Source organism: Pseudomonas sp. BNK-45 (assembly GCF_047456255.1).
Classification (GTDB): domain Bacteria; phylum Pseudomonadota; class Gammaproteobacteria; order Pseudomonadales; family Pseudomonadaceae; genus Aquipseudomonas.
In genome coordinates, this window is sequence record NZ_CP179909.1 from 3,538,562 (window position 1) to 3,559,991 (window position 21,430).

General features: G+C 67.2%; 15 protein-coding genes. 8 read left to right on the forward strand and 7 right to left on the reverse strand.

Going from position 1 to position 21,430, the window contains the following annotated elements:
* Positions 1-100 precede the first annotated feature (100 nt).
* Complete coding sequence (locus tag ACMGG8_RS16435; protein WP_060841973.1) at positions 101-3,169, forward strand: autotransporter outer membrane beta-barrel domain-containing protein; 3,069 nt, start codon at positions 101-103, stop codon at positions 3,167-3,169.
* Here the strand turns inward: ACMGG8_RS16435 and ACMGG8_RS16440 are convergent.
* Positions 3,151-4,113 carry an SDR family oxidoreductase gene (locus ACMGG8_RS16440; protein WP_060839933.1) on the reverse strand — a complete coding sequence of 321 codons (963 nt, stop codon included), beginning with the start codon at positions 4,111-4,113 and terminating at the stop codon, positions 3,151-3,153. The two genes, ACMGG8_RS16435 and ACMGG8_RS16440, sit on opposite strands and share 19 nt — an antisense overlap.
* 92 nt (positions 4,114-4,205) lie before the next feature.
* Here ACMGG8_RS16440 and ACMGG8_RS16445 point away from each other — a divergent pair, with 92 nt between their 5' ends.
* From ACMGG8_RS16445 to ACMGG8_RS16460, 4 genes are all read left to right on the forward strand, one after another.
* Positions 4,206-5,111 carry a LysR family transcriptional regulator gene (locus tag ACMGG8_RS16445; RefSeq protein ID WP_060839932.1) on the forward strand — a complete coding sequence of 302 codons (906 nt, stop codon included), beginning with the start codon at positions 4,206-4,208 and terminating at the stop codon, positions 5,109-5,111.
* Between the two features lie 87 nt (positions 5,112-5,198).
* Positions 5,199-5,747: a dihydrofolate reductase family protein gene (locus ACMGG8_RS16450; protein WP_060839931.1), complete on the forward strand. Its 549-nt coding sequence runs from the start codon at positions 5,199-5,201 to the stop codon at positions 5,745-5,747.
* Positions 5,740-6,282 carry a TetR/AcrR family transcriptional regulator gene (locus ACMGG8_RS16455; RefSeq protein ID WP_060839930.1) on the forward strand — a complete coding sequence of 181 codons (543 nt, stop codon included), beginning with the start codon at positions 5,740-5,742 and terminating at the stop codon, positions 6,280-6,282. The genes ACMGG8_RS16450 and ACMGG8_RS16455 overlap by 8 nt, the downstream gene beginning before the upstream one ends.
* Before the next feature lie 179 nt (positions 6,283-6,461).
* Positions 6,462-8,081 carry a serine hydrolase domain-containing protein gene (locus tag ACMGG8_RS16460; RefSeq protein ID WP_414157929.1) on the forward strand — a complete coding sequence of 540 codons (1,620 nt, stop codon included), beginning with the start codon at positions 6,462-6,464 and terminating at the stop codon, positions 8,079-8,081.
* Positions 8,082-8,250: 169 nt separating this feature from the next.
* Here the strand turns inward: ACMGG8_RS16460 and ACMGG8_RS16465 are convergent, their stop codons facing one another.
* From ACMGG8_RS16465 to ACMGG8_RS16490, 6 genes are all read right to left on the reverse strand, one after another.
* A complete protein-coding gene (locus ACMGG8_RS16465) occupies positions 8,251-11,328 on the reverse strand; it encodes an efflux RND transporter permease subunit (RefSeq protein WP_060839928.1) in 3,078 nt (1,025 codons plus the stop codon).
* A gap of 9 nt (positions 11,329-11,337) precedes the next feature.
* On the reverse strand, positions 11,338-12,534 hold the full coding sequence (locus ACMGG8_RS16470; RefSeq protein ID WP_060839927.1) for an efflux RND transporter periplasmic adaptor subunit: 1,197 nt from the start codon (positions 12,532-12,534) through the stop codon (positions 11,338-11,340).
* A gap of 12 nt (positions 12,535-12,546) precedes the next feature.
* Positions 12,547-14,274 (reverse strand): efflux transporter outer membrane subunit, encoded by a 1,728-nt coding sequence (locus ACMGG8_RS16475; RefSeq protein WP_414157930.1) that lies wholly within the window; start codon positions 14,272-14,274, stop codon positions 12,547-12,549.
* A 230-nt stretch (positions 14,275-14,504) separates the two neighbouring features.
* Complete coding sequence (locus tag ACMGG8_RS16480; protein ID WP_060839925.1) at positions 14,505-14,954, reverse strand: PTS sugar transporter subunit IIA; 450 nt, start codon at positions 14,952-14,954, stop codon at positions 14,505-14,507.
* A gap of 181 nt (positions 14,955-15,135) precedes the next feature.
* Positions 15,136-16,197, reverse strand: a complete 1,062-nt coding sequence (locus ACMGG8_RS16485) for an NAD(P)/FAD-dependent oxidoreductase (protein ID WP_414157931.1) — start codon at positions 16,195-16,197, stop codon at positions 15,136-15,138.
* Between the two features lie 146 nt (positions 16,198-16,343).
* Complete coding sequence (locus ACMGG8_RS16490) at positions 16,344-17,885, reverse strand: MFS transporter (protein ID WP_060839923.1); 1,542 nt, start codon at positions 17,883-17,885, stop codon at positions 16,344-16,346.
* Positions 17,886-18,147: 262 nt separating this feature from the next.
* Here ACMGG8_RS16490 and ACMGG8_RS16495 point away from each other — a divergent pair, with 262 nt between their 5' ends.
* The 3 genes from ACMGG8_RS16495 to ACMGG8_RS16505 all read left to right on the forward strand — a co-directional run bounded on the left by ACMGG8_RS16495 (position 18,148) and on the right by ACMGG8_RS16505 (position 21,387).
* On the forward strand, positions 18,148-19,029 hold the full coding sequence (locus ACMGG8_RS16495; RefSeq protein ID WP_129405704.1) for a LysR family transcriptional regulator: 882 nt from the start codon (positions 18,148-18,150) through the stop codon (positions 19,027-19,029).
* Positions 19,030-19,104: 75 nt separating this feature from the next.
* On the forward strand, positions 19,105-19,482 hold the full coding sequence (locus ACMGG8_RS16500; protein WP_414157932.1) for a VOC family protein: 378 nt from the start codon (positions 19,105-19,107) through the stop codon (positions 19,480-19,482).
* Between the two features lie 342 nt (positions 19,483-19,824).
* Positions 19,825-21,387: a TerC family protein gene (locus ACMGG8_RS16505; protein WP_414157933.1), complete on the forward strand. Its 1,563-nt coding sequence runs from the start codon at positions 19,825-19,827 to the stop codon at positions 21,385-21,387.
* Positions 21,388-21,430 lie beyond the last annotated feature (43 nt).

Consider the following 21,430-nt stretch of genomic DNA (forward strand, 5'->3'; position numbering starts at 1 on the left):
TCGACCATTTCTGCCTCTTGTGCTCTAACACAAAGGCTTGGAAGTTATGGTTGTGCTTAAGAAAACCATCAGTCTCGCGGTCAGCTCCGCGTTGTCGTTGATGACATTTGTTGCTCCATTCGCCACCGCTGCCGACTATGAAAACATCGATGTTTCTTCCGCCGAAGGTGAATCGCGGGTGCTGGATGACGCGCGCGTCGACCACGCCGGCAGCGGCCCGGCGGTGCGCGTCACCGGTTCGCAAAATCAGTTGCAGGGCAGCGGCTACGATATCCGCGCCACCGCGGGTGGCCCGAGCAACTCGGTGGTGGGCGTGCAGGTGGAGGCGGGTGGCAAGGCCCAGTTGTCCGATGTGACCATCACCACCGGCGGCTCCGATTTCGCCACTGGCGCCACGTCTGCTGGCGCCGGCAGCCGCTTGGTCCTGAACAACGTGAACATCACCACCCAGGGAAACCAGAGCCGCGGCGTGGTGGCCTCTGCCGGTGGTCAGGCGGAGCTGTCCGGGGGCTCCATCAGCACCTCGGGCAACCAGGCCTCGGCGTTGTCGGCCACTGGCAAGGGCTCGGCGATCAAGGCATCAAACCTGACCTTGAGCAGCACCGCGAGCGGATTTTCCTCGATCGTGCAGGCCCAGGACGGCGCGAGCATCGAACTGGAGCAGGTTGACATCAACTACCAGGGCTCTTCGTCGGCGCTGTCCGCCGATGGCGTGGGGTCGTCCATCAACGCCAATGGCGTCAACATCAGTGCCAGCAACGGGCGCGGCGTGGGCGTCAACAGTGCTTCGCTGACCTTCAGCAACGGCACCATCAACGCCAAGGGCGACGGCATCACCTTGAGCGGCCTGTACCAGAAGCCGGGCGGCACAGCGGTGGTCAGCAACAGCCGGATCACCTCGCAGAACGGCTACGGCATCAACGTCAACGCCGACCAGTCCGCCGCCGACCTGGACAACGTGCACATCACCACTCTGGGTGCCTATGGCTCGGCGATCTGGATGCCGGGCAGCAATACCCGGGTCGACGTCAAGAACAGCATTCTGCAAACCAGCGGCACCCAGGCCGTGGCCATCGACAACCGTGGCGGCGTGTTCAGCATGGACGGCGGCTCCATCATCACCCAGGGCAACAGCTCCCATGCGCTGTACGCCTCGCCGGACACCCCTGCCAGCCCCGGCGCGGTGTTCAACGTCAGCCGCGTGCTGATCGAAACCAGCGGGCGTGGCGCCGTAGGGGCATTGGCCCGGATGTCGGGGGCGAACATCAGCCTGAGCAACAGCCGCATCGTCACCCACGGTGATCTGGGCTATGGCCTGTTCGCCTCGGGCCGCGGCGCCAGCGTGCAACTGCTCGACAGCGACGTGCAGACCTCGGGCGCGCAGGCCCACGGCCTGGCCATCAGCAACAACGCGACCACCCGGCTGCAGGGCTCGACCCTGGTGACCGGCGGAACCGACGCCCACGGCATCGTCAGCTACGCCACGGGCGCCGGGGTGGTGAACAACGTCGAGGTCACCTCCAGCCATATCCAGACCCAGAACGGCGCCGGCATCCTGGTCAACGGCGGCGGCCTGACCACGCGCTTCACCGACAGCAGCCTGAGCGCCCGCAGCGGCGGCGAGCCGGGCATCGCCTTGTGGATCACCGACCGTGCCGATGGGGTGCTGGCCGGCGCCGTGCAACTGCAGGCTGTCCGGTCGCAGCTGGTGGGTGACGTGCAGGTGGACGGCGGCAGCCTGCAACTGTCCCTGGCCGACCATTCCAGCCTGGACGGGGCGATCAGGGGCGGCAGCCGGGACACTCAGTTGAGCCTGGATGACAGCAGCGCCTGGACCCTGCGTGGCGACTCGCAGCTCACGCGCCTGAGCAACAACGGCGTGGTGGAGTTTGCCGACCCCGGGCTGGCGGGCGCCTTCAAACAGTTGCACATCAGTGGCGATCTGAGTGGCGATGGCCGCTACATCATGAACACCGACCTGGGGCGCCAGCAGGGCGACCAGTTGCAGGTCGGCGGCCAGGTCACCGGCCACAACGACATCCTGGTGCGCAACTCCGGCGGTGAGCCGGGGGCTGAAGGGCAGAGCCTGACCCTGGTGCAAAGCGCGGGCGGCCCGGGTTCGTTCAGCCTGGCCAACCGTGGCGGCGTGGTAGATGCCGGGACCTATCGCTACGGCTTGCAGGCCGATAGCCAGGGCAACTGGAACCTGGTCAACGTCGGCCGGACCCAGCCGGCGCCAGGGCCGGACAACCTGTCCACCGGCGCCAGCGCGGCGCTCAACAGCAGCGCCATCGCCACCTTGCGGGCGACCTGGGACGCCGAGCGCGCGACCCTGGTACAGCGTCTGGGCGACCTGCGCGAAGGCGCGGATCGCCAAGGCCTGTGGATCCGTGGCTTCGGCCAGCAGCAGTCGCTGGACAACAGCGTCGGTCGCGATTTTTCCCAGCAGGTGCAAGGCACCCAGTTGGGCCTGGATACCCGGCTCGACACCGCCGGCGGCACCCTTGTGCTGGGCGCGCTGGCCGGCTACAGCCAGACCGACCGCGACTTCAAGCGCGAAGGCAGCGGTAAGCTCGACAGTTACCACCTGGGCGGCTACGCCACTTACCTGGATGATTCGGGCTGGTACACCGACACCCTGCTGACCCTGAACCGCTGGTCCACCCGCCTGGATGTGTGGGGCACCGACGGCGCCAAGGTTTCCGGGCATTCACGCAGCAAGGGCGCGGGCCTGTCGGTGGAAGCCGGCAAGCAGATCGACCTGGGCAATCGCTGGTTCGTCGAACCCCAGGCGCAGGTGTCCATGCTCTATGCGCGCTCCGACAACTACCGCCTGGACAACGGCCTGCAGGTGCAGCCCGGCGAGGGCCTGTCGACCCAGATCCGCAGCGGTGCCCGGGCCGGGCGCCACCTGCAACTGGACAATGGCACGCGTTTGCAGCCTTACCTCAAGGCCGGCTGGGTCGAGGACCTGTCGGCGCAGAACAAGGTCCGCACCAACGGCATCGCCAGCCGCCCCGATGGCAGCGGTGGCGGCTGGTACGCTGGCGCCGGCATCAGCGCCGAGCTGAGCCGCCGCCACCAGCTGTATGCCGAGCTGGAGACCAGTGAAGGCACGAACATCGACCGGCCGTGGGCGGCCAACCTGGGTTATCGCTTGTCCTTCTGAGGTGCATTCATCGCCGCGGCCAGGGTCTGGCGCACGCCGTCGGCATAGCGGGTCTTGGCGATCGGCCCGAGCAAGCGTTGCAGGGCCGAGTCGTCGAGGATCAGCGGCGAGCTGAGCAGGTAGTGCATCTCCACCATCTCCCGCAGCAAGGGGTCGAACAGTCCCAGCAGGCGCAGCAGGGTCTTGCCGATCACCCGTTGCTTGAAGGGCACGGCGCCGTGTTGGCGGATCAGCTCCAGCAGTTGGCGCTGGCTGGTGACCCCGGCGCCGCCCAGGTGCCAGGTCTTGCCGAAGGCGTCGGGCTGCTCGATCAAGCGGCAGACCACCGGGCCGACGTCGGGCACGAAGACGAATTCGTGAGGGCGATCAAGGGGGCCCACCAGGTTCGCCGTACCGCCCCGGACGGCAGCCTGGAACGCGCCGTGCAACAGGCTTTTATCGACCCCCGGGCCGTAGAAGTCCGGCAGGCGCAGCACCGTGGCCTGGATTTTTCCCTCGGCATGGGCCTGCCACAGCACCTGTTCCTGGGCCAGGCGCATGCGCCCCTTGTAGCTGTTGGGCCGGCGCGGGTGATCTTCGGTCACGGGATTGCTCTGGGCCGGACCGTAGGGATAGACGGTGCCGATCAGCAGGATCTTGCGCACCCCGGCGGCGATTGCCCCGTCCAGGGTCTTGCGCATCAGTTGCGGGTGCAGTTCGAACTGCCAGTAGTTGACCCCCACCAGATAGATCAGGGTGTCGATACCGGCGGCTGCGGCTTCGATGCTGGCGCTCTGCTCGGGGTTCCAGGTTACGCATTCGGCCAGCGGGTCGGCGCCGAACGCCTGTTGCAGGCTGGCCGCATCGCGGCCCACCACCCGATAGGCCTGTCCCTGGCTGCGCAGGCTGCTGGCGATACTTTGACCGATGGCGCCGACGGCACCCAACAGGGCAATTTTTGGCATGGCGAGGTTCCTTTTGGTTGACGAGTGCTTGCAGGGTGCAAAATCCTCGACTAAATGAAAATTGCCTGTTCCTTGATGGTCTCTATAAAAAAATGCATACCCAGACAGACAACACCCCCCACTGGGATTGGTACCGCAGCTTTCTCGCGGTGCTGGAAACCGGTTCGCTTTCCGCTGCCGGCCGCGCCATGGGCCTGACCCAGCCCACGGTTGGCCGGCATATCGACCAGCTTGAGGCCACCCTGGGCCTGAAGCTGTTCATCCGCTCCTTCGACGGTTACGCCGCCACCGAAGCGGCGCTGGAACTCAAGCCCTACCTGCTGCAGCTGGCGGCGGGGGAGGCGGCCTTGCGCCGGGTGGCCAGCAGCCACGGGCAGGGCGTGCAGGGCTGTGTGCGGATCTCAGCCAGCGAAGTCATAGGCGTCGAGGTGTTGCCGCCGATGCTCGCCCGCTTGCGCCAGCAGCATCCCCAACTGGTGGTCGAGCTGGTGCTGTCCAACCGTGCCGACGACTTGCTGCAGCGCGAGGCGGACATCGCAGTGCGGATGTTTCGCCCGACCCAGGAAGCGTTGCTGGTGCGCCGTGTCGGGGATATCGAACTGGGCCTGCATGCCCATCGCGATTATCTGGCGCGTGAGGGCACGCCGCAGACGCAGGAGCAGCTGGACGGCCATGCGCTGATCGGCTTCGACCGGGAAAGCGCCTTTATCCGACGCATGCAACAGCAGTACCCGCTGCTGTCCCGCGGTCGTTTTGCCCTGCGCAGCGACAGCGATCTGGCGCAACTGGCGGCCCTGCGCGCCGGGTTCGGCATTGGTGTCTGCCAGGTCCGGCTGGCCAGCGCCGACCCGCAGCTGGTGCGTGTCCTGGCCGCGGAGTTTGCACCGCGCCTGGAAACCTGGGTGGCCATGCACGAAGACCTGCGGGACAGCCCGCGTTGCGCGGTGACCTTTGCCGCGCTGGTGCAGGGGCTGGCGGCCTACGCCGAAGGCGGCTGACGGCCGCGAGCTTGAGAAGGGTTGTCAGGCGGCCCCGCCGGCGGTTTATCATACGCTGTATGTTTAAGCCCTCAGGAGGCAACGCCCATGGCATTCGGCAAGGTATTCATCGCCACTTCGGTGGACGGTTTCATCGCTCGCGACAATGGCGCCATCGATTGGCTGCCCAGCGGCGAATCCGGCGAGGACTATGGCTACGCGGCGTTCATGGACGGGGTGGACGGGATCGTCATGGGCCGCGGCACCTACGACAGCGTGCTGGGTTTTACCCCCTGGCCGTTCGCCAAGCCGGTGGTGGTGCTCAGCCGCACCCTTGGCCAGCAGGACGTGCCCCAGCGCCTGGAGGGCCGGGTGCGCATCAGTGCCGTGCAGCCTGTGGAGCTGGTCGCGCAGTTGCGGGCCGAGGGCTGGAAGAGCGCCTATATCGATGGCGGCACACTGATCCAAGCCTTTCTCCAGGCCGGCCTGATCGATGAAATGACCCTGACCCGGGTTCCGCTGCTGATCGGCAGTGGCCGGCCGCTGTTCGGCGCCCTGGCGCAGGACCTGCGCCTGAGTTGCATCGACTCCCGGCGCTATCCCGACGGGCTGGTCAGCACTCGCTACCGGGTCGAAGGCGAGGTCGCCCATGACTGAGCGCCCCAAGCGCAGCGGCCGCCCCGCGGCGGGTCGCGAGCTGAGCCTGGAACAGGTCCTCGACGTCGGTCTGGAATTGCTGGAGGAACTGGGCCCCCAGGGCTTCGGTGGCCGGGCCCTGGCGCGGCAACTGGGGATTACCCCGATGTCGGTGGCCTACCACGTTGGCGACCAGCACAACCTGATGCGCCTGCTGGTGGAGCGGGTGCACGCAGAGCCCTTGCCCGAGCCGGCAGCGTCGTTGCCGCCGGGACAACGGATCCAGGCGCTGCTGGGCGCCTATATGGCCCGGGTCCGGCGTCACCCGGCGCTGACCTTGTGCATTCTCGGTGATCCGCGGTTGTTCGGCGGCTCCCTGGCGGCCTTCAGCCAGCGCCTGCGCGAGGAAGTGCGCGCCTTCGACACCGACCCGGTGCTGTTCGACCTGCTGGTGGACTACAGCCACGGCCATGCCCTGGCGCTGGCCCTGGCCGGGGAGGCCGGGGCGGAACTGGACGGAGCCTTCGAGGCGGGGCTGCGGCGCTTGCTGCGCTGAACGGCGTTTAGCGGGGCGCGCCGAGCAGTGCGGCAGACCGCTCCGGGCGCGTTTTACATCCCTGCACGTTTGTTCACAGAAAATCACCGCTGCGCCACAGATTGCAACGCAGGCGCTGGGGATACTGGCGCCTGCTCCGCCGGAGCACCCGGGCCCGACGCGACTGAAGGACGAACGACATGCGCGCACTGCTGACCTGCTTGCTGATCTCGACCCTGGGGGCCTTGCCCCTGGCCCATGCCGGCGCGCCCCCGGCGTTCCACAAGGTGTTCGAGGATATTGCGGCCGACCAGCCCGGTTGCGCCGCCGGGGTGATGCGTGGCGGCAAGCTGATCTGGAGCGCGGGCTACGGCCGCGCCAACCTGGCAACCGGCGCGCCGATCCAGGCCGACACCCTGTTCAACCTGGCCTCGGTGTCCAAGCAGTTCACCGGCTTCGCGATCCTCCAGCTCGAGGCCCAGGGGCGCCTCAGCCTGGATGACCCGATCCGGCGTTTTCTGCCCGAACTGCCGGCCTATGCCCAGGGCATCAGGATCCGCCATCTGCTGCACCACACTTCAGGGTTGCAGGACTACATGCTGCTGGCCGAGCTGGCGGGGATCCCCCTGACCCAGCGCTTCACCCAGCAACAGGCGCTGGACCTGCTGGTGCGCCAGGACAGTTTGATGTTCCCGCCCGGTAGCGAATTCAGCTACAGCAACAGCGGCTACCTGCTGCTGTCGAGCATCGTCGAGCGGGTCAGCGGCCAGCCGCTGAAGCACTACGCGCGGGCGAACATCTTCCTGCCCCTGGGCATGGAGCGCTCCAGCATCGTCGACCAGTACCCGGTGCAGTTGCCGAACCTGGCGCAGGGCCATGAGCTGGACGAGCAGGGCAAGGCCCTGGTGGCGGTGGATGCGCGCTGGGAACAGACCGGCGACGGCCAGGTGCACAGCACTGTGGCGGACCTCATGCTGTGGCTGCGCAACCTGTCCACCGGGCGGGTCGCCGGTCCGGCATTGGTGCAGCAGATGCGCCAGACCGCGCCCTTCAACGACGGTGACCCGGGCCACTACGGCGCGGGCCTGGTCAACCGCAGCTACCGCGGCCTGCAGGAGCTGTCCCACAGCGGCAGCTGGGCCGGTTTCAGCACCGACGTGGCCTGGTATCCCACGCTGGATGTCGCCACGGCGGTCTTGTGCAACCTGGAGGACGGCCAGGCGTCGGAGCGCGCTCATCGGTTGCTGGACACCTTGCTGGGCTCGCCCGGCGCTCCCGCGCCGGGTGATATTCCAGTGCCGCCGCCCAGCATCAGGGCGGTGCCCAAGGCTGCCCTGGACACCCTGGTGGCCGGCCTCTACCTGGATGCGTCGGGTCATCAACTCCAGTTGCAACGCAGCGGCCAGGAGTGGGCCCTGGAAAGCTTCCCCGATGTCCTGCCGCTGCTCCGCCGCAGCGACCGGGTGCTGGCGGCAGACAACGACGGCGCGCCGATCTACCTGGCGGCGGCTGGGCCAGGGCGGATCGTGGCCAACAACCCGGCTTCGAGCTATGCCCTGGCCCCGGCCTGGAAGCCGGCGGACATCCGCCCCTACGTCGGCCTCTATGCCCTGACAACCAGCCCCGGGCAGCTCAAGGTCTATGCCCGGCAAGGCAAGCTCTACGTGCGTATCGGCCCGCACACCTACCCGATGCAGCCGCTGACCGCGGAGCGCTTCAGCGCCGGGGAACTGGGGGTGCTCAGCTTTGCCGAGCAAGGGGCGGTGCTGACCAGCAGCCTGGCGCGCAATCTGCGCTTCGGCAGGGTCCGCCAGGAGTAGCACCATGCCTGGCGCGGCGGCGCCCGGAAGCGCTTACCGCTTTGCTCAACGTGGCGCAGGTCCTGGAGCTGACAACAGGCCTCTTGTTCTTTTGTCGAACCCGCCAGGCTTGGCACCTTGCTACGTGGCCCGGAGCGCGGAAAAGGCTGCAGCAACTTCGGCTGCCGGCTCAGGCCCGGTGTGCAACGTCCTCGCCGGTCACTGGGCCAGGTGCCGTATGGGCGACCGCAGAGTGGGTGGTGCCGATGAACAGGTACATGGCCGGCACCATGAACAGGGTCAGCAGGGTGCCGATGGACAGCCCGGCGAAGATCACCAGGCCCATGTCGTGGCGGCCCGCGGCGCCGGCGCCGGAAGCCCAGACCAGCGGCACCACCCCCAGGACCATGGCCGCGGTGGTCATCAGGATCGGTCGCAGGCGCACCGCCGCCGCCTCTTCGATGGCCTCGCGCTTGCTGTAGCCGGCCAGTTGCAACTGGTTGGCGAACTGCACGATGAGGATGCCGTGCTTGGTGATCAGCCCCAGCAGGGTCACCAGGCCGACCTGGGTGTACACGTTGATCGAGGCAAAGCCCATGGTGATGAAGGCCAGGGCGCCGAACAGCGCCGGCGGCACCGAGAACAGGATCACCACCGGGTCGCGGTAGCTCTCGAACTGGAACGCCAGGGCCAGGTAGACGATCAGGATCGAGAACAGCAGCAGGCCGACGAAGCCTCCGGATTCCTGGATGAACTGCCGCGATTCGCCGGCGTAGTCGCTGGAGTAGCCCGCAGGCGCCACCTGTTCCAGGATGCCCTTGAGCTTGGCCAGCAGCTCGCCCTGGGACAGGCCGCTGACGCCGGACAGGGTGGCCGAGTTGAGTTGCTGGAAGTGGTTGATCGACTCCGGTTCCGTGGACGTCTCGATATGGGCCACGGTGCTGGCCGGGATCATGCTCCCCGATGGGGTGCGGATGTAGTAGTCGAGGATCTGCTGCGGGTTCAGGCGGTCCACCTGCAGCACCTGGGGGATCACCCGGTAGGAGCGCCCGGCGGTGGAGAAGTAGTTCACGTAGTTGCCCCCCAGGGCCGCCGACAGCGCCGCGCCGACGTCGGCCTGGGTCATGCCCAGGGCGGCGATCTTTTCCCGGTCCACCACCAGTTTGGCCTGGGGCTTGTCGAGCTTGAGGTCCAGGTCGGAGAACCAGAACAGCTGCTGCTTGGTGGCTTCGGCCAGCACCGCCTGGGCCACTTCGTTGAGGTTTTCCACCGACTCGGTGGTGGTGATCACGAACTGCACCGGCAGGCCCTGGGCCCCCGGCAGTGACGGCAGGGGGAAGGCGGCGATGGCGGCGCCGGGCACCTGGTTCCATTTCTGCTGCAGGTCGAGGATCAACTGCGCCTGGGTGCGGCTGCGGTCTTCCCAGGACTTGAGCAACACCCCGCCCAGTCCCTGGTTCAGCGACGGCAGCCCGGTCAGCTGGAACATCTGCAGGTACTCGGGCTCCTTGTTGGCGATCTGGAACGCCTGGTCGGCAATCCGCTCCATCTGCTGCGGCGAAGCGGTGGGCGCGCCCTTGATCTGCATGAACACCAGGCCCTGGTCCTCGGTGGGCGACAGCTCGCTCTTGGCGGTCATGCCGCTGGCGGCCACCAGCAGGAACAGCAGGAAGCCGAAGGTCACCAGCACCGGCCAGATGTTCAGCCCGGCGGCCAGCACCCGGTGATAGTGCCCCCGCAACCAGTCGAAGCCGCGATCCAGGCGCTGGGCGAAGCGGCCTTCTTCCTGGCCGTTCTTGAACAATCGCGAGGTCATCATCGGCGACAGGGTCAGGGCGATCACCGCCGACACCGTCACCGCGCCGGCCAGGGAAAAACAGAACTCCTTGAACAGCGCCCCGGTCAGGCCGCTGCGCAGGCCGATGGGCACGTAGGCGGCGATCAGCACCACGGTCATGGCGACGATCGGGCCGCCCAGCTCCCGGGCCGCCAGCAGCGCGGCCTCCAGCGCTCCCTTGCCTTCCTCCTTGATGTGCCGGTCGACGTTCTCCACCACGATGATCGCGTCGTCGACCACCAGGCCGATGGCCAGCACCAGGGCCAGCAGGGTCAGCAGGTTGATGGAGTAGCCCAGCAGGTACATGACGAAGAAGGTGCCCACCAGCGACAGCGGGATCGCCACCAGGGGCACGATCACCGCGCGGAACGAACCGAGGAACAGGTAGATCACCACCGAGACGATGACCATGGCTTCCACCAGGGTCTTGACCACCTCGTAGATCGAGGTGTTGATGAACGCCGTGGAGTCGTAGACGATCTCGCCGCGCACCCCGGCGGGCAATTGCGATTGCAGGTCGGGAAAGGCTTTGCGCACGTTCTCGGCGACATTGAGGATGTTGGCCGTTGGCGCTGCCTTGATGCCGATGAACACCGAACGCTTGCCGGAGAAGGCCACGCTGCTGTCGTAGCTTTCGGCCCCCAGGGTGACGGTGCCCAGGTCTTCCAGGTAGACCAGGGCGTCGCCGTTGTGCTTGACCACCAGGCGCTTGAATTCGTCCACCGTGTGCAGGTCGGTGCCGGCGGTGAGGTCCACGGTGATCATCTGGCCCTTGGTCGAGCCCACGGCGGACAGGTAGTTGTTGTTGGCCAGGGCGCTGGCCACGTCCTGGGCGGTGACGTTGTGGGCCGCCAGCTTGTCGGGATCGAGCCAGGCGCGCAGGGCGAACTGGCGGCCGCCGAGAATTTCCGCAGTCTGTACGCCTTCCAGGGAGTCGAGCTTGGGCTTGACCACCCGCACCAGGTAATCGGTGATGTTGTTGGTGGCCAGGGTGTCGCTGTAGAACCCCAGGTACATGGCATCGGTGGTCTGGCCCACCGCCACCGTCAGCACCGGCTCCTGGGCCTGGGCCGGCAGCTGGTTCTTCACCGAGTTGACCTGGGTGTTGATCTCGGTCAGCGCCTTGCTCGAGTCATAGTTCAGGCGCAGGGTCGCGGTGATGGTGGACAGCCCGGTGATGCTGGTGGAGGACAGGTAGTCGATGCCCTGGGCCTGGGCGATCGCCGCTTCCAGGGGCTGGGTGATGAAACCGGCCACCGTCGCCGCATCCGCGCCGTAGTAGTAGGTGCTGATGGTCACCACGGTGTTTTCCGTGCGCGGCCACTGGTTGACCGGCAACTCGAAGATCGAGCGCAGACCCAGGATCAGGATGAACAGCGAGACCACCACGGCCCAGACCGGGCGCTTGATGAAGGTGTCGGTGAAATTCATGGCCGGGCCCTAGTGTTCTTGTGGCGTCGGGGAGGGATCGTTCAAGGGCGCGTCGCGGTCGACGATCTTCACCGGCGAACCGTTCTTGAGCTTCATCTGGCCGCTGGTGATCACCAGGTCGCCTTCCTTGACGCCGGACAGCACCGCCACCTGGTCGCCCCGGGTCGGGCCGGTTTCGATAAAGGTCTGCTGCGCGGTGAACAGCGCCTCGCCTTGCTCGTTGTTCTTCTGGGTGGCGACGAACACCGTGGTGCCGTAAGGGTTGTAGGTGACCGAGGTCTGGGGCAGGGTCAGGTAGCGCTGGGTGCCGCCGGAGGCGACCACGGCCCGGGCGAACATGCCCGGCACCAGGCTGTGCCGGGGGTTGTCGACGGTGGCCTCCACCGTGACGTTGCGGGTATTGGCATCGAACTGGGTGTCGATGGAACTGACCCGACCGTTGAAGCGCTGCTTGGGCAGGCCGTCGGCGCTGACCGTGACGCTCTGGCCCAGGGCGATCTGCTGCACCTGGGTCTGGGGCACGTTGAAGTCGATGTAGATGGGGTCGAAGGTCTGCAGGTTGGCGATCTTGTCTCCGGGGTTGAGGTACTGCCCGAGGTTGATCCCGGTGATCCCGATACGGCCGGCGAAGGGCGCGCGGATGCTCTTTTTCGCCACCAGCGCGCGTTGCTGCTCGGCGGCCGCGAGCTTGGCCTTGAGGTCCGCCTCGTCGGCTTCGACCTGGGCCTGGGACACCGCATTCACCGCCAACTGTGCCCGGTCGCGCTTGAGCACCGTGGCGGCCAGATTGGCCGTGGCCTCCAGCGCGCGCAACTGGGCGATGTCGGCGTCGGCATTCAATTGCACCAGCAGGTCACCTGCCGCCACTTCCTGGCCGGGTTTGAAGCCGATGCTGCGAATGATGCCGCCGACCTCGGTGGTGACATCCACCCCGCGCACGGTCTTCATCGAACCGACGGCCGAGAGGCTCGGTTGCCAGTCTTCGTACTGCGCCTTGAGCGCGGTCACCACGGCGGGAGGCAGGGGCACCTTGGCCTGGGCGATCAGCTTGGAAATCTGCACGAACTTGACCCCGCCGATCACCGCGACAATCAGCAGCACCCCACCCAGCATGATCAGCATGGGCCACAGCAGGCGGCGCTTGCGCGGCGTCTGCGGGGCCGCGGCGGGGTGCGCGGTGGAGGGGCTGGAATTGACGTCGGCCATGGCGGATCTCACTTAGGGCAAGGGTGCAGGTCGGGTGGGGGCCGCCGGCGCGGGTGCCGCGGGCGCGACTTGAGCGTGGTCGCGGTCGTGCCCAGGGGCCGGCGGATACATCTCCTTGAGCGACGGCCAGCCGAAACGGTCGGGGCTGCCGAGGCTGGCGGGATCGACATCGCGGCGTTGCCACCAGCCGCCACCCAGGGCCTGAAACAGCGCGGCGGTGTCGCTGTAGCGGGCGGCCTGGGCCCGGACCCGGCTGACAATGGCGTTCTGGTAGGTCTGCTGGGCGGTGAGCAGGTTCAGGTAGCCCACGGCGCCCAGGCGGTACTGGGCCTGGGCCAGGTCCAGGCTCTGGCGCGCGGCGCTCTCGGCAGTCACTTGCTGCTTGAGGGCCTCGGCGTCGGCTTCCAGGGCGCGCAGGGCATTGGCCACATCTTCGAAGGCGGCGATCACCGTGCTGCGATAGCGCGCGGCGGCCTCATCGTAGGCGGCCACCGCGGCGCGCTTGCGATGCTCCAGGGCGCCGGCGTCGAAGATCGGCTGGGCGATCGAACCGGCCAGGCTCCAGACCCCGGTGCCCGAGGAAAACAGCCGGGTGCCGGCCAGCGCCGTGGAGCCCAGGGAACCGGTGATGCTGAACTGCGGCAACTGATTGGCGATGGCCACGCCGATACTGGCGCTGGCCTGATGCAACTGGGCCTCGGCGGCACGCACGTCGGGGCGCTGCTCGACCAGGGCCGAGGGCAGACTCAGGGGCAGTTCCTGGGGCAGGTGCAGGGACGCCAGCTGGAACTGCTCGCCGCGGTCCTGGCTGGGCAGGCGGCCGAGGTAGGCCTGCAACTGGTTGCGGGTTTGCGCCAATTGCTTCTGCAGCGCTGGCAGGGTGGCGCGGGTCTGGGCCAGGGTCGCTTCCTGGGTCAGCAGGTCGCTGTCGCCGATGGCCCCGAGCCGGCGTTGCGCCCGCAGCAGGTCGAGCTGATCGCTCTGCAGGCCGATCACGGTTTCGGTGGCGGCGATCTGGTCGCGCACCGAGGCCAGGCTGATGGCGCTGTTCACCAGGTTGGCGGTCAGGGTCAGGTAGGCGGCTTCAAGCTGGTAGCGCTGGTAGTCCACCTGAGCGCCGCTGGCCTCGATCTGCCGACGGTTGCCGCCAAACACGTCCGGCGCGTAGGACACCGTCAACGACGCCGAGTTGAGGGTGAAGATCTGCCCTGGCGAGCCACCGGCCGCCGCCGCGCCGCCGGTGCCCAGGGCGCTGGCGGCGGAGGCTTTTTCCCGGGTTTTCGACGCCGAGGCGCTGAGGGACGGGAACAGCGAAGCCTGCTCGGCATACAACTGCTCATTGGCCTGGCGCAGGGCGGCCTGGGCGGCGCTCAGATCCGGGTTGGCCCGCAGCGCTTCCTCCACCAGGGCATTGAGCTCCCGGGAGCGAAACAGCGTCCACCATTGCCCGGGGATGTCCATGCCGGCCACCCAGCGCTGCGCCGCGCCACCGCTGGCGATCTGCGCCGAGGCGGTGGTGGCGGGCAGGGGCGTGGCGCTGTAGCCGGCGTCTGCCGCGAGTTCGGGGCGAGTGAAGTCCGGCCCCACCGCGCAGCCGGCCAGCCAGGCGTAGCAGATCAGGCTCAAGGGCCGCAGGGCGAAGGCGAACAGAGCAGGGTGTCGGGCGGGTTCTCGACCGGCGCGGCCGCTGCACGGTCGCCGGCCGCCGGGGGATGGGGGCGGCAGCTGTCGCTCTTTCATAATCACTCGAATGGATCGAACGGTGAGTGGTTTCAACGACCATCTGGCTGCCGGGCCAACCGCAGGACAGGCATCCCCCTCACGCAGCAGGCTGCGCGAGGTGCCATGAACGTTAATGGATGACTGGACTAACCGCCAATAGAGGAAATCTTGTGCGGCGCGGCAATCGGTGGCCTGGAGCTATCTCCACCGGTGTCCATCGACCCCGCGCCTGCTCGGCGGCGCTGGCCCTACCAGTGATCGAACAGCTGCTTGACCTGTACCGCTTCCTTGCAGCGCAGCAGCGCCTGGCGAAAGCGCGGGTTGGAAAACAGCCGGGCCGTGTCCGCCAGCAAGTCCAGGTGCTGCTGATCGGCGGGGGCGGGCACCAGCAGCACGAGAATATCGCTCACCGGCTGATGGTCGGGGGCGGCAAAGGCCATGGGGCTCTGCGGCCGCAGGTACAGGGCGTGGATGCCGTCCAGTTCTGCAAGCCGGGCATGGGGCAGCGCCACGCCATCGCCGATCGCGGTACTGGCGGCCAGCTCCCGGCGCCACAGACTGGTCGTGACCCCATCGCCCGGTAACTGTCGCGTCTCCTGAAGATGACGGCCCACCTGTTCGAACAACCGCTGTTTGTTCGAGACGTTGACGGCCAGGAGAATGTCTTCGACCTGCAGGTAGCGGGCAAGCTTGCTCATGGTGTGCTCCGGGAGTTTCAGGCTTGGCGTGAGCGTTATTGAAGCGCATTTGCCGGGCACAACGGGGGCCGCCGCGGCATTCTTTACGAACTCTTTAGGGCGGCGCCGGGCCCTGAAGTTGCTGCCTTTCAGCCCATGGCCGGGGCCCCGCGCCGCCATCGGGCGCCCGTTGGTTGATCCCTCAGGCAAAACGCGCCGGGCGGCAGCCGGCGAGTTCGGCGCAGTCTTGCCCCAGTGCCAGTTCCTGGGCGATCAGGCGCCCCACGGTGGGGGCCAGGGTCACGCCGGCGTGCATCACGGCCAGGTAAAGGCCCGGGTAGGACGCACAGCGGCCAATGATGGGCAACTGGTCCTGGGGCATGGGGCGCTGGCCGACTTCAACGCTGCGCAAGGCGATGCTCTCGGCGCCGCGGAACGCGCGCCGCAGGCTGGCCATGGCCTGCTGCGCGATGGCTTGCGGCCCGCGGGGACCGTCGGCGTCGAGGTAGTCTTCCGCCAGCAACAGCCTGCCGTCGGCCGCTTCGCGGATCTCCAGCTGGTTGTTGGAAATCAGGGTCTTGACCAGGCCTGGCGGGGCATCGACACGGATCAGGATCGACGGCGAAGCCTGTACCGGCAGGTGGATGCCCAGGGGTTGGAGCAAGGCCGGGGTCCAGCAGCCGGTGGCCAGGACCAGGTGTTCGGCGCGCACCACGCCGGTGGCGGTTGCGACCCCGATCACCCGCCGGTTCTCGACGCACAGGCCCAGGCCCGGGCTCTGCTCGAACACCTGCGCCCCCAGGTCACGGGCGCCTTGCAGCAGGGCGCGGGTGGCGGCGACCGGGTCCAGGCTGCCTTCGCCGGGGGCGTAGCGGGCCCGCTCCGGCAATGGTTGCAGGTGGGGTTCCAGCTCGGCGATCCGGGCCCGGTCGATCCACTGGGCCGACCCGCCGGGCAACGGCTCAAGGGGGCTGGCGGCACCTTCGGCGGCGTCGTAGCACAGGGCGCCGGACCAGCGGATCTGCAGGTCCGGCAGTTCCTGCTGCAGCCGTCGATAGTCCGCCAGGGCCTGGGAGCGCAATGCTCGGGCGGCGGCGGGAAACGCGCCATGGGGGTTGATCCAGGCAAACGAATGGGCGGTGACGCCGGAGCCGGGGCCGGCCTGTTCCAATACCGTCACCGCCATGCCCTGGCGGGCCAGGTGGTAGGCAATGGACGCGCCGACAATCCCGGCGCCCAACACAATCACGGTCGCAGGCGGCATGTGCACCTCGTTACGGCATGAAGGGGGGGCCGGGCGCACCTTAGTCGGGGACTGAACCCTGGAGCAATGGGCGCACTGTTATGAAATTGCAAGCGAGCCTCGGGCCTTGTACCCGCTGGCGCACTGCGCCAGCGGGTACAGGGCGGCTACTCCAGCTTCAGGGCCAGCCCTTGCGCCTGGGGCAGGGGATTGCGCATCAGGCGCCCGACCACCAGCGCGCCGAGCAGGGCCAGCAGGCCCGCTACCGCCAGCACCAGCCCGAAGCCGCCGACGAACGCCTGCTGCGCCAGGGGCTCAACCAGGTCCCGGGCTTCCGGCGGCAGGCCAGCCAGGGCGCCTTGCATGTCCCCGGCCACCACCCGGGAGGCGATGTCCGGCGCGTGTAGCGCCCAGTTCCCGGGCAGTTGCCGCAGGCTGCCTTGCAACAGTTGCTGGGTATGGCTGGCCAGCAGCGCACCGAACACGCCGATGGCCAGCATGATGGCGCTGAAACGCATGGTGGTGCTCATGCCCGACGCCATGCCGGTGCGTTCCCGGGGGACGCAGGCCATGATGTTTTTCTGCGTGTCGCCGTTGAGCAGGCCGGCCCCGGCGCCGGTCACGGCGATCGCCAGGGCGAAGCTCAGGTAGCCGCCGCTGTGCACCGCCCAGGCGCTGAGCAGGTTGCCGCTGCCCACCAGGGTCAGCCCGGCGGCCATCAGGGTTGCCGGAGCATAACGCCCCGCCAGGCGTGCGCCGATCCGGGGGCAGATCAGCATGGTCAGGGCGAAGGGCAGCATGCCCAGGCCCGAGGCAATGGCCGAGAAGCCCAGGCCGTTCTGCAGGTAGAAGGGCAGCAGGGTCATCATCACCTGGGCGCAGCCGGCGTAGGCGAACATGCCCAGCAGGGCGCCGATGAAACGCGGGTGACGGAACAGCTGCAGATCCACCATGGGCCGGCGTTGCAGGCGTTCGATCAGCACGAACAGGCCCAGCAGGGCCAGACCTGCCAGCAGTCGGGTGGTGGTGGCCGGGTGACTCCAGCCGATGCGGTTGGCTTCGATCAGGCCCCAGATCAGGCACAGCAGGCTGGCGCTGAAGGCCAGGCTGCCCCAGGGATCGAGGCGGGCGGCCTGGGTATCCCGGGATTCGGGCACGTTGCGCAGCACGCTCCACAACAGCAGGGCGCCCACCGGCAGGTTGAAGTAGAAGATCCAGCGCCAGCCGCAGTATTCGGTGATCAGCCCACCGACGGTGGGCGCGGCGGTCATCGCCATGCCCATGCAGGCGCCCCAGAAGGCCCAGGCCCTGGCCCGTTCCGCCTCGTCATGAAAGGTGTGGCCGATGGAGGCCAGGGCCGAGGTCAGCAGCAGCGCCGCGCCCACGCCCTTGCAGGCCCGGGCGATATCCAGCAGCAGGGCGTTGGGCGCGGCGCCGCAGCCCAGGGAGGCGAGGATGAACAGACCGAGGCCGCAGAGCAGGGTCTTTCGGCGGCCGAAGCGGTCTGCCAGGCTGCCCGCCGGCAGCAGCAGGGCGGCGAAGGCCAGCATGTAGGCACTGACCACCCATTCGATATCGGCGAAGTTGGCCCCCAGGTCCCGGGCGATGCTCGGCAGGGCCACGGCGACGATGTTGGTATCCAGGACGATCAGCGAGCAGACCCCGGAGGCGGTCAGCAGGGTCGCGCGCGGGTTGATGGGGCGGTTCATGGCGCGGTCCGTCGGTTGAGGAGGGTATCGAGCAGGTCCTGGTGAGTGGCCAGGGTAGCGATTGCTTTGTAGGCAATGCCGACTTGAGTGCGCCCGGCCACAGCGTTATGTGGGCCGCAGCAGACGGTCATTGCCGTAAATAGAGGTTTGACGGGCATGGCAGAGGCTCTCTACTGTGAAGGTCCGCCCAGCTTATCCCGGGCTTTGCGGGCTTTTGTTAGCCGCCAAGCGCCAGTTCATTACCTTTGAGCTAATGCCGTTAATGGAAATTCGTCACTTTCGCTACTTCCTCGCCGTGGCCCGGCAACGCAATTTCACCCGGGCCGCCGAGCAGTTGGGGATCGCCCCGCCGACCTTGAGCCGGCAGATCCAGGACATGGAAAAAGCCCTCGGCACCCGCCTGTTCGTGCGTCAGCAGCGCGAGGTCAGCCTGACCGAAGCCGGTGCCACCTTGCTCCTGGAGGCCGAAGCCACGGTACGCCAGTTCGAGTTCGCCCAGCGCAATGCCCAGCGCGCCGGACGGGGCGAGATCGGTCATATCGAGCTGGGTTATGTAGCGTCGGCGGTGTATGGCGGGTTGCTGCAGAAGCAGGTCCAGGGTTTCAGCCGCGATTGTCCGGACGTCAGCCTGAATGTGCGGGAGTGCCCGATGGCGACCCTGCCGGCGCGGATCGCCGACGGGCGCCTGGATGTCGGCTACATCCGCTCGCCCATGACCCTGCCCGAAGGCGTCGAGGCCATTGCCCTGGACGCTGAAGGCTTCGTCCTGGCGCTGTCCGCCGAGTCCTGGCTGTGCCGCCTGCCACAGATCGCCTCCGAGCACCTGCTCAATGAAACCTTCATCCTGCCGGAGCAGATCAGCGGCACCTTGCAGGTGGCGGCCCAGGGGGCCTACGCCCCCAAGCTGGGCGCTCAGCCCGGTGGCCTGGTGGCGGTGCTGGCCCTGGTTTCCCTGGGGCAGGGGGTGGCGGTGGTGCCCGAATCGGTGGTGGGCCATGTGAACCTGCCCAACGTTCTGTACCGGCCCATCGGCGGCAGCTCGGCAACCTCCTGGCTGTCGTTGATTCACCGGCGTTTCGAACAGGCGCCGGCGGTGGTGCGCTACATCGAGCAGGTGCGCCGCGAGTACCGGCGCAAGGCTTGATAGCGCATGTTCAAGGGCTCGCCCGGCGCGCATAATCCCCGGGCCGTTTCTTACCCTTCAGGAGTGATGTCGTTGATGCTTGATCACCTGGACCATCTGGTACTGACCACCGTCGATCCTGTGGCTGCCGAGGACTTCTATGTACGGGTGCTGGGGATGCGCCTGGAAACCTTTGCCGGAGGGCGCAAGGCCTTCAAGTACGGCAATCAGAAGATCAACCTGCACGTGCGCGGTCAGGAATTCGAGCCCAAGGCCCACCTGCCGGTGCCGGGGGCGCTGGACCTGTGCTTTATCGCCTGCGTGCCCCTGGAACAGGTGATTGCCCACCTGCAACAGGTCAACTGGCCGATCATCGAAGGGCCAGTGCCGCGCACCGGTGCCACGGGGCCGATCCGTTCGGTGTACCTGCGGGACCCGGACCTGAACCTGATCGAGATTTCCGAGCGGCTCTAGTGTCGACGTCAGGAATGCCGGATAAAGTTTTGTAATGATTTCCCGCTGGGGAAATACGCCGACGTCCCTGTAACCTCCAAGTCCGTTTTTTCACTCAGGACTTGCATGAACACGCTCTCGGAGCCCCCCAGTCGGCGCTCTTTTCTGGTTTTTCCCCATGATTTCTCAGGCCTGCCGGCCGTTCTGAGGTCCCATTCCTCAGGCTGCTATTCTCCTGGCCGCACTTCCCTGGCATTTGCCGCTCCCTATTGCGCTCAGTCCGTCCCCCCGCGTTTGCAGCCCCTGCATACTGGCGCCGGCCTGCGTCTGGCCGTTTGAATTTTCCGGAGAACTTGAGTCGTTATGGAATGGATTGCAGACCCCACGGCCTGGCTAGGCCTGTTGACCCTGATCGTCCTGGAGCTGGTGCTGGGCATCGACAACCTGGTGTTCATCGCCATCCTCGCGGACAAGCTGCCGCCGGAGCAGCGTGACCGCGCGCGCTTGATCGGCCTGTCCCTGGCATTGCTGATGCGCCTGGGCCTGCTGGCCAGCATCTCGTGGATGGTGACCCTGACCCAGCCGCTGTTCGAGGTGTTCGAGCACAGCTTTTCCGGTCGTGACCTGATCATGCTGTTCGGCGGTGTGTTCCTGTTGTTCAAGGCCACCATGGAATTGCACGAGCGCCTGGAAGGCCATGTCAGCCAGCGCGCGGGCAGCAGCACCTACGCCCTGTTCTGGCCGATCGTGGCGCAGATCGTGGTGCTCGATGCGGTGTTTTCCCTGGACGCGGTCATCACCGCGGTGGGCATGGTCGAGCATCTGGCTGTGATGATGATCGCGGTGGTGGTGTCCATCGGTGTGATGATCGTCGCCAGCAAGCCGCTGACCCGCTTCGTCAACGCCCACCCGACGGTGATCATGCTGTGCCTGGGCTTCCTGATGATGATCGGCTTCAGCCTGACCGCCGAAGGCCTGGGCTTCCATATTCCCAAGGGCTACCTGTACGCGGCCATCGGCTTCTCGATCCTGATCGAGCTGTTCAACCAGATCGCCCGGGCCCGGCGCAAGAAATCCATGCAGGGCCTGCGCCCGATGCGTGAGCGCACGGCCTACGCGGTGATGCGCCTGCTGGGCGGGCGCAAGCTGGCGGCGGAAGAGGTGGGCGAGGACATCGCCGACCTGCTGGAAGATGGCGAGGCCCCCAGCAGCGAGCTGTTCGACCGCCGCGAGCGGGTGATGATCAGCGGCGTCCTGCAACTGGCGGAGCGACCGATCCGCAGCCTGATGACGGTGCGCGCCGAAGTCGACTGCATCGACCTGACCGACAGCCCGGAAAGCATTCGGACCAAGCTGATGCATTCGTCCTACTCGCGCCTGCCGCTGATTCGCGACGGCGCGGTGGATGAGCCCCTGGGCTTCGTGCACAAGAAGGAGCTGCTCAAGGAGTACCTGGCGGGCAACGAGCCGAACCTTGAGCACCTGGTGCGCAAGACCATCAACCTGCTGGAGAGTTTTTCGATCCTCAACGCGCTGGAGCAGATGCGCAAGGCGTCGACCCACATTGCCTTCGTGATCAACGAATTCGGTGACTTCATGGGCATTCTGACCATGACCGACATTCTCGAATCCATCGCTGGCGAGCTGCCGGATGCCAGTGAGATCGAAGGGCCGGACGTGGTGGAACAAGAGGGCGGCTTTCTGGTCAACGGCGCGCTGAATCTGCCGCAGGTGCGCCAGCGCACCGGCTTTGGCGCCGAGCCCACCGAGGACTACCAGACCCTGGCCGGGCTGGTGATGAGCCTGCTGGACCGCTTGCCGGTCAAGGGCGACCGGGTGGAGTGGGACGGTTGGGCGCTCCAGGTCAAGGCCGTGGAAGAGCGCCGGGTGACCCAGGTGCTGCTGTCGCGGCAGGCCGCGGACTGAGCAAATGGCGAGGGCGCGAGCCTTGGCCATGCCCGTGAGGGGA

What these genes read in the sequence shown, in the direction of transcription:
- ACMGG8_RS16435 (WP_060841973.1), top strand. Translation starts at nt 101, where the DNA reads ATGACATTTGTTGCTCCATTCGCCACCGCTGCCGACTATGAAAACATC.
- ACMGG8_RS16440 (WP_060839933.1), bottom strand. Translation starts at nt 4,113, where the DNA reads ATGCCAAAAATTGCCCTGTTGGGTGCCGTCGGCGCCATCGGTCAAAGT.
- ACMGG8_RS16445 (WP_060839932.1), top strand. Translation starts at nt 4,206, where the DNA reads ATGCATACCCAGACAGACAACACCCCCCACTGGGATTGGTACCGCAGC.
- ACMGG8_RS16450 (WP_060839931.1), top strand. Translation starts at nt 5,199, where the DNA reads ATGGCATTCGGCAAGGTATTCATCGCCACTTCGGTGGACGGTTTCATC.
- ACMGG8_RS16455 (WP_060839930.1), top strand. Translation starts at nt 5,740, where the DNA reads ATGACTGAGCGCCCCAAGCGCAGCGGCCGCCCCGCGGCGGGTCGCGAG.
- ACMGG8_RS16460 (WP_414157929.1), top strand. Translation starts at nt 6,462, where the DNA reads ATGCGCGCACTGCTGACCTGCTTGCTGATCTCGACCCTGGGGGCCTTG.
- ACMGG8_RS16465 (WP_060839928.1), bottom strand. Translation starts at nt 11,328, where the DNA reads ATGAATTTCACCGACACCTTCATCAAGCGCCCGGTCTGGGCCGTGGTG.
- ACMGG8_RS16470 (WP_060839927.1), bottom strand. Translation starts at nt 12,534, where the DNA reads ATGGCCGACGTCAATTCCAGCCCCTCCACCGCGCACCCCGCCGCGGCC.
- ACMGG8_RS16475 (WP_414157930.1), bottom strand. Translation starts at nt 14,274, where the DNA reads ATGAAAGAGCGACAGCTGCCGCCCCCATCCCCCGGCGGCCGGCGACCG.
- ACMGG8_RS16480 (WP_060839925.1), bottom strand. Translation starts at nt 14,954, where the DNA reads ATGAGCAAGCTTGCCCGCTACCTGCAGGTCGAAGACATTCTCCTGGCC.
- ACMGG8_RS16485 (WP_414157931.1), bottom strand. Translation starts at nt 16,197, where the DNA reads ATGCCGCCTGCGACCGTGATTGTGTTGGGCGCCGGGATTGTCGGCGCG.
- ACMGG8_RS16490 (WP_060839923.1), bottom strand. Translation starts at nt 17,885, where the DNA reads ATGAACCGCCCCATCAACCCGCGCGCGACCCTGCTGACCGCCTCCGGG.
- ACMGG8_RS16495 (WP_129405704.1), top strand. Translation starts at nt 18,148, where the DNA reads ATGGAAATTCGTCACTTTCGCTACTTCCTCGCCGTGGCCCGGCAACGC.
- ACMGG8_RS16500 (WP_414157932.1), top strand. Translation starts at nt 19,105, where the DNA reads ATGCTTGATCACCTGGACCATCTGGTACTGACCACCGTCGATCCTGTG.
- ACMGG8_RS16505 (WP_414157933.1), top strand. Translation starts at nt 19,825, where the DNA reads ATGGAATGGATTGCAGACCCCACGGCCTGGCTAGGCCTGTTGACCCTG.